At 30.3% G+C, this 6,557-nt stretch carries 7 protein-coding genes; 1 reads left to right on the top strand and 6 read right to left on the bottom strand.

From position 1 onward, the window contains the following. Window positions 1-5: 5 nt before the first annotated feature. The 4 genes from lpdA to IMK15_RS05600 are packed head-to-tail and all read right to left on the bottom strand — an operon-like array spanning window position 6 to window position 4,717. Window positions 6-1,700 carry a dihydrolipoyl dehydrogenase gene (lpdA, locus tag IMK15_RS05585; protein ID WP_192942189.1) on the bottom strand — a complete coding sequence of 565 codons (1,695 nt, stop codon included), beginning with the start codon at window positions 1,698-1,700 and terminating at the stop codon, window positions 6-8. A gap of 12 nt (window positions 1,701-1,712) precedes the next feature. Next, window positions 1,713-2,738, bottom strand: a complete 1,026-nt coding sequence (locus IMK15_RS05590; RefSeq protein WP_192942190.1) for a dihydrolipoamide acetyltransferase — start codon at window positions 2,736-2,738, stop codon at window positions 1,713-1,715. An 8-nt stretch (window positions 2,739-2,746) separates the two neighbouring features. Further along, window positions 2,747-3,742: an alpha-ketoacid dehydrogenase subunit beta gene (locus IMK15_RS05595; RefSeq protein WP_192942191.1), complete on the bottom strand. Its 996-nt coding sequence runs from the start codon at window positions 3,740-3,742 to the stop codon at window positions 2,747-2,749. Between the two features lie 9 nt (window positions 3,743-3,751). Further along, window positions 3,752-4,717, bottom strand: coding sequence for a thiamine pyrophosphate-dependent dehydrogenase E1 component subunit alpha (locus IMK15_RS05600; protein ID WP_192942192.1), 966 nt, complete (start codon window positions 4,715-4,717; stop codon window positions 3,752-3,754). 279 nt (window positions 4,718-4,996) lie between these two features. Between IMK15_RS05600 and IMK15_RS05605 the strand changes: the two genes are divergently transcribed. After that, window positions 4,997-5,422, top strand: coding sequence for a DUF2147 domain-containing protein (locus IMK15_RS05605; protein WP_192942193.1), 426 nt, complete (start codon window positions 4,997-4,999; stop codon window positions 5,420-5,422). A 6-nt stretch (window positions 5,423-5,428) separates the two neighbouring features. Here IMK15_RS05605 and IMK15_RS05610 read toward each other — a convergent pair whose 3' ends face one another. Together IMK15_RS05610 and IMK15_RS05615 are read right to left on the bottom strand one after the other, a co-directional pair. Beyond that, window positions 5,429-5,860, bottom strand: a complete 432-nt coding sequence (locus IMK15_RS05610) for a DUF3021 domain-containing protein (RefSeq protein ID WP_192942194.1) — start codon at window positions 5,858-5,860, stop codon at window positions 5,429-5,431. A gap of 9 nt (window positions 5,861-5,869) precedes the next feature. After that, window positions 5,870-6,310 carry a LytTR family DNA-binding domain-containing protein gene (locus tag IMK15_RS05615; RefSeq protein ID WP_046328242.1) on the bottom strand — a complete coding sequence of 147 codons (441 nt, stop codon included), beginning with the start codon at window positions 6,308-6,310 and terminating at the stop codon, window positions 5,870-5,872. Between the last annotated feature and the right edge of the window lie 247 nt (window positions 6,311-6,557).

Raw genomic sequence — 6,557 nt, forward strand, 5'->3', positions numbered from 1 at the left:
CTCTTTTATTTATTAATTTTCTTTGGTAAATGTATTGCTTCACCTAAAACATCAAGGCATGCTTCGTATAAAGCTTCTGAGAAAGTTGGATGACCATGAATAGTTTTTGCTACTTCATCTACCGTAATTTCCATTTCCATTAATGTAGCTGCTTCATTTATTATTTCAGCTGCTGCTGGCCCTATAATATGAACTCCTAATATTTCACCATATTTTTTATCTGCAATAACTTTAACAAATCCTGCTGTTTCATCTGATGCTATTGCTCTACCATTACCTGCAAAGTTAAATTTACCTACTGAAATATCATATTTTTCTCTTGCTTTAGTTTCTGTTAAACCAACCATACCTATTTCAGGCATTGTATATACAGCTGCTGGTGTAGATGCTAACTTAACTTTTCTATGATTTCCTTTTATTGCATTTTCTGCAACTAATTCTCCCATTCTAAATGCTGCATGAGCTAACATTTTAATACCATTAACATCTCCTGGTGCATATACACCTTCTATATTAGTTTGCATATATTCATCTACTTTTATTCTTCCTCTTTCAAGAGTAAGTCCTAAGTCTTCTGTACCTTCTAATTCAGGAACTCTTCCTATTGATAATAGAGCTTTATCAACAACAACATCTTCTTTTCCTTCTAATTTTAATGTTAATCTTCCTTCTTTTTCTTCAATAGAATTTAACTTGCTTGATGTTAATATCTTTATTCCTTTACTTTCAAGAGATTTTCTCAATACTTGTGATACTTCTTCATCACATGATGGAACTACTCTATCAGACATTTCTATTATTGTTACATTTGAACCAAATGAATTAAAGGCTTGTGCTAATTCAACTCCTACAACTCCTCCACCTATAATTCCTAGTGATTCTGGAACTTGTCTTAATTCAAGTATATCGTCACTTGTTAATACTAACTTACTTTCTATACCTGGAATATTTATTTTACTTACTTTAGATCCTGTTGCTATAACTATCTTATCAGCTGTAAACTTCTTATCATCAACTACTACAGTCTTATCTTTTAATACTTTTCCTACACCATGTATGCAGTCTATTCCATAACTTTTAAATAGTCCCTTTATTCCATTAGTCAATGTCTTTACAACGTTATTCTTAACATCTACAGTCTTGTCCATATCTACAGTATACTTTTCATCTTTTAGAATTATACCTCTTTTTTTAGCATGTTGTATATTTTCTATTATTTCTGCATTCTTTAGGTATGTCTTTGTAGGAATACATCCTCTATTTAGACATGTTCCCCCAACTTCTATTTTTTCTATAACCAGTGCTTTAGCTCCTAATTGAGCTGCTCTAATTGCACAGTAGTATCCTGCTGGTCCTCCACCTATTACTATTATATCATAATCTTTAGCATTTTTTTCTGTTTTTTCTTCTTTTTTGTCTTCTTTTACTTCTGCAGGTTTAGTTTCTTCTCCAACAACTTCACCTTTTTTACCTATGTACCCTATAACCTCTGTTACTGGAACTGTTTCTCCATCTTTTCTTAATATCTTTATCAATGTACCTGTTGCTTCTGCTTCCAATTCCATATTTGTTTTATCAGACATGATTTCAAGAAGGATTTCTCCTTCTTTAACTTCATCGCCTTCCTTTTTCTTCCATTCTATTATTTGCCCTTCTTGCATATCAACACCAAGTTTTGGCATAATTATTTCTGTTGCCATATTTTTTCTCCTTTACACTAACATCATCATTGGATTTTCTAATAATTTCTTCAAATCTTGCATGAATTTAGCACCAGCTAACCCATCTACTAATCTATGATCTATAGTTAAACATAAATTCATCATAGGTCGTATAACTATTTGTCCATCTCTTACAACAGGTTTATCCACTGTTGCACAAACCCCTAAAATTGCTGAATTTGGTTGATTAATTATTGGATTAAAACTATCTACACCATACATTCCTATATTACTAATAGTAAATGTACTTCCACTCATTTCATCAGGTTTTAGTTTCATATCTAAAGCTCTTTTAGCTAAATCTTTTAGTCCTACAACTATTTCTGTTAAGCTCATTTTATCAGCATTTTTTAATACTGGAGTTAATAGACCTTCATCATATCCAACTGCCATTGATAGATTTACATAATCATGTAATTCAATATTTTTTACATCTGGTGTTAATGATGCATTAACAAATTTGTGTTCTGGCTTCTTAAGTGTTTTAATAACAGCCATAGAAATTAGATCTGTATATGTTAATTTTAAGCCTGTCTTTTCTTTTATTGGTTCTATTAATTTAGCTCTTAATGCCTTTAGTTCTGTCATGTCTATTTCATAATTTAATGTAAATGTTGGTGCTAGAAAATAGCTTTCTGACATTCTTTTAGCTATAACTTTTCTCATAGCTGACATAGGAATAATATTACTATTTTCCACAGGTTTAGCTATATTTACTTCTTCTTTTTCTTTCTTAACTTCAACTGGTTTTTCTACCTTCATTAAAGCTAAGACATCTTCTTTCATTATCTTTCCTCTAAATCCACTACCCTTTATTGTACTATAATCCAAATTATTAATTTCTGCAATCTTTTTTGCTAGTGGTGTTATTCTTGGTCTTTCATTTTCCATAAATTCTAATACATCTTCTTTATGTATTCTCCCCTTTGCTCCTGTTCCTGATATCATTGATAAATCTACTTGCATTTTTTTTGCCATACTTCTAGCTGCAGGAGTAGCTCTTAATTTTTCTTCCATTTTTCCTCCTACTGTTTGTTCATAATATCATGAATTTTTTTCTTAATATCTTCTACGCTTGGTATCATTTGTGTTTCTAATACTCTTGCATAAGGAATTGGTACATCTTGTCCAGCAAGTCTTGCAATAGGTGCATCTAAGTAATCAAACGCATCTGATTCTGATATCATTGCTGAAATTTCACCTATAAATCCTCCTGTCTTATGTGCATCATTTACAAGTAATACTCTACCTGTTTTTTTAACTGATTCTATTATTAATTCTTTATCTAATGGCACTAAAGTTCTTGGATCTACAACTTCAACACTAATACCTTCTTTTTTAACTTCATCTGCTGCTTGTAAGGCTCTTTCTAACATTCTACCATACGATACGATTGTTATATCCTTACCTTCTCTTTTAATTTCTCCCTTTCCTAAAGGAATAGTGTATTCTGGATCTAAAGGTACTTCTCCTTTTCTACCATATTCAGCCTTTGGTTCTATAAATATAACAATATTATTATCCCTAATAGCTGATTTTAACAACCCTTTTGCATCTGAAACTGTTCCTGGTGCTACAACTTTTAATCCTGGTATATGGCATACCCAACTTTCTAACGCTTGTGAATGTTGTGCTGCTGAACCTATACCTGAACCAGAAGCACATCTAAATGTTACTGGAACGTGTATACCTTGTCCACCAAACATATATCTTAATTTTGCACCTTGGTTAACAATGGCATCCATTGCTATTGTTATGAAATCCATAAATGTTAAGTCTACTATTGGTCTTAATCCTGTAATACTAGACCCTATAGCACACCCTGCAATAGCAGCTTCAGAAATTGGTGTATCTATTACTCTATCAGGACCAAATTCCTTAAACATACCAACTGATGTACCAAAGTCTCCACCATAGATTCCTACATCTTCTCCCATTAAATATATATCTTCATCTCTTCTCATCTCTTCGCTCATAGCAAGATTAATTGCTTCTCTATATGACATTAATTTTGTTTCCATTTTTACCCCCTAATCTGAATATACATCTTCAAACGCAACATCTAATGTTGGATCTGGACTATTTTTAGCATATTCTACTGCATCTAGTATCTTTTGTTTTGAATCTTCTTCCATTTTTTCTAATTCTTCTTTTGTTGCAACACCTTTTTCTATTAAATAGTCTGCAAACTTAATTAGTGGGTCTTTTTTCTTCCATGCATCTACTTCTTCTTTTGTTCTATAAACCCCAGCATCTGCTGTTGAATGTCCAAACCATCTATATGATTCAACTTCCATTATTACAGGTCCATTACCATTTTTTACGTGTTCTACTGCTTTTTGAAATTCGTTATACACTTTAATAACATCATTACCATCTTTTTCGTATAAGCCTAGTATGCCATAAGCTTGTGCTCTAGTGTATAAGTGTTCTGTATTAGTTGCACGTTGTATATCCATACTTATTCCATATTTGTTATTGATAATAAAGAATATTACTGGTAGTTTCCATGTTGCTGCCATATTTACTGATTCATGGAATGATCCTTCATTTGTTGATCCATCTCCACAGATTGCTACTACAAAATTCCCTGTTTTCTTCTTCTTTTGTGTAAAAGCAGCTCCAACAGCTAGAGCAAATCCTCCACCAACTATACCATTAGTTCCGTAATTACCCTTTTGTATATCAGCAAGGTGCATAGAACCACCTTTACCTTTTGATACACCTGTAACTTTTCCTGCTAATTCTGCCATCATCTTATTAATATCCATTCCCTTACCTATACATTGTGAATGCCCTCTATGCGTAGTAAAAAGAATGTCTTTATCAGTCATAGAAGATGTAACAGCTATCCCTGCAGCTTCTTCACCAACAGAAAAGTGCGTCATACCTTGAACAAACCCCCTTCTAACAAGTTGGTTTATCTTCATATCAAAGTTTCTAGCATCTTGCATCAATTCATACATTTTTAATAATTTCTCTTTACCTAATTCCATATTAGCCTCCTTTTATATTACTTTAATTGTAATATAAAATTTACATTTTGTCAAATAGGCTTTACAGAAATATTTATTCTCCCCTTCCCTTTATTTTACATCTCTCAAACAAAAAAAGTATGCTTTCCTAGCACTACCTTACATATTTATTTATATTCATAACGAATAATTATATGTTTATTATTAATAATTTATGTTTACATAAATATTTTTTAAAAATATATAGTTGATTTTTGAATATAACACATGTTATAATACACCTATCATAAGGAGGCAAAAATGAAAAAAAGTATTTTAATTCTTTCAATAATCGCATCATCAATTTTTACATTTGCAGCTAAAAGCGACTATTTTGGAACATGGCAATCACAAGCTGCTAAAAGCGGAAATGTTGCCACTATTAAAATTTTTGAAGCAAACAACAAGTTATATGGAAATATTATTGGAATGACACACCCTAAAAAGGATGATAATAATCCTGATAAGTCTAAAAGAAATAGAAATATTGTTGGTATAACAATAATAAGCAGTTTTACATATGATAAAAATAATGACAGTTTTGAAAATGGATTAATTTATGATCCTGAAACAGGTAAGACATATGAATGTTCTTTAAAATTACAAAATCATAATACTTTAAAGGTACATGGTTATGTAGGTGGTATCAAACTATTAGGTAGAACTGTTATATGGAAAAGAAAATAAGGAAGGCTATTTACCTTCCCTATTTTTCTTTAAGTTCATATTTATCATATCTACTTCTTTTTTTCTTTCAATATATATTAAAGTCCAAATTACTAAGTATATAACAACAAATATAATCAATGAAAACAATAAATTTCTTGTACTTGTCCATCTTAAATATGTTCCTACAATCAAAAAATATATTATTAAACACATAAATTGTAAAATTGTTTTTAATGCTAAATGTATTTTCAGTTTGTAAATTTTACTAGTTAAAAGTCCAACAATCCCAAAACCTCCATACAATATACATTGAATAATTTTTGCATACCCTGAAGGTACACTTTCAACAAATGAAGAAACACCAACAATATTAATATGTAAAAATATTGATATTATTGCTTCTACTAAACTTCCTATACCAACACCAATTAAAAAACTATCTATATACTTTTTCATAATACCTCCTTACAATCCAAGTAATGTTTTAAAAGTCTTTATTTTTCTTCTAGAAACATATGAATATTCACCATTTTTTAATTCTACAGAAATTGTCCCTATAAACGATAAATCTAATTTTTCTATATAATCTAAATTAATAATTTCGCTTCTTGAAATTCTAATAAACTTTTCCAAGGATAATTTTTCCTCTAGCTCATAGATTCTCTCACGAATTTCATATGTGTCTTTCATAGTACTTACAAACACTTTTTTATCTAGAGAATATGCTCTAACTATCTCATCAAAGTCTAATAAATACGTCTTATCATCTTTAATTGCTAATATTTTCTTAGTAGTTGATGATAATATTTTCTCATATACATTTTGTATATCACTTGTATACTCATCACAATAAATTACAACTTTAGGATTAGAATATTTTTTGTCAATTGAAATTTCTACTTTCATCTTACCTCCTTGATATTAATATATCAAATAAATTAAGTATTAACAATAGATTTGCGATATACGCATCATTTTTAAGGATGAAAGGTAAAAAAAAGACACAATGTGTCTTTACTATATATATTTATTGAAAATTGGCGAAAAAAAAGGAGTCATAAAACTCCTGTCAAAACAAACTTGGCAGTTACCAATCTTCCCCATTACTGAGTATTGTAGGCGTTTACAGGCTTAACTTCTAGGTTCGGTATGT

The sequence above is a fragment of the Sneathia sp. DSM 16631 genome (assembly GCF_014892235.1).
Taxonomy (GTDB): Bacteria; Fusobacteriota; Fusobacteriia; order Fusobacteriales; family Leptotrichiaceae; genus Sneathia; species Sneathia vaginalis.

Bases quoted from the DNA above. Each gene is read 5' to 3' on its own strand.
- IMK15_RS05615 (WP_046328242.1), bottom strand. From the start codon at position 6,310: ATGAAAGTAGAAATTTCAATTGACAAAAAATATTCTAATCCTAAAGTT.
- IMK15_RS05595 (WP_192942191.1), bottom strand. From the start codon at position 3,742: ATGGAAACAAAATTAATGTCATATAGAGAAGCAATTAATCTTGCTATG.
- IMK15_RS05590 (WP_192942190.1), bottom strand. From the start codon at position 2,738: ATGGAAGAAAAATTAAGAGCTACTCCTGCAGCTAGAAGTATGGCAAAA.
- lpdA (WP_192942189.1), bottom strand. From the start codon at position 1,700: ATGGCAACAGAAATAATTATGCCAAAACTTGGTGTTGATATGCAAGAA.
- IMK15_RS05605 (WP_192942193.1), top strand. From the start codon at position 4,997: ATGAAAAAAAGTATTTTAATTCTTTCAATAATCGCATCATCAATTTTT.
- IMK15_RS05600 (WP_192942192.1), bottom strand. From the start codon at position 4,717: ATGGAATTAGGTAAAGAGAAATTATTAAAAATGTATGAATTGATGCAA.
- IMK15_RS05610 (WP_192942194.1), bottom strand. From the start codon at position 5,860: ATGAAAAAGTATATAGATAGTTTTTTAATTGGTGTTGGTATAGGAAGT.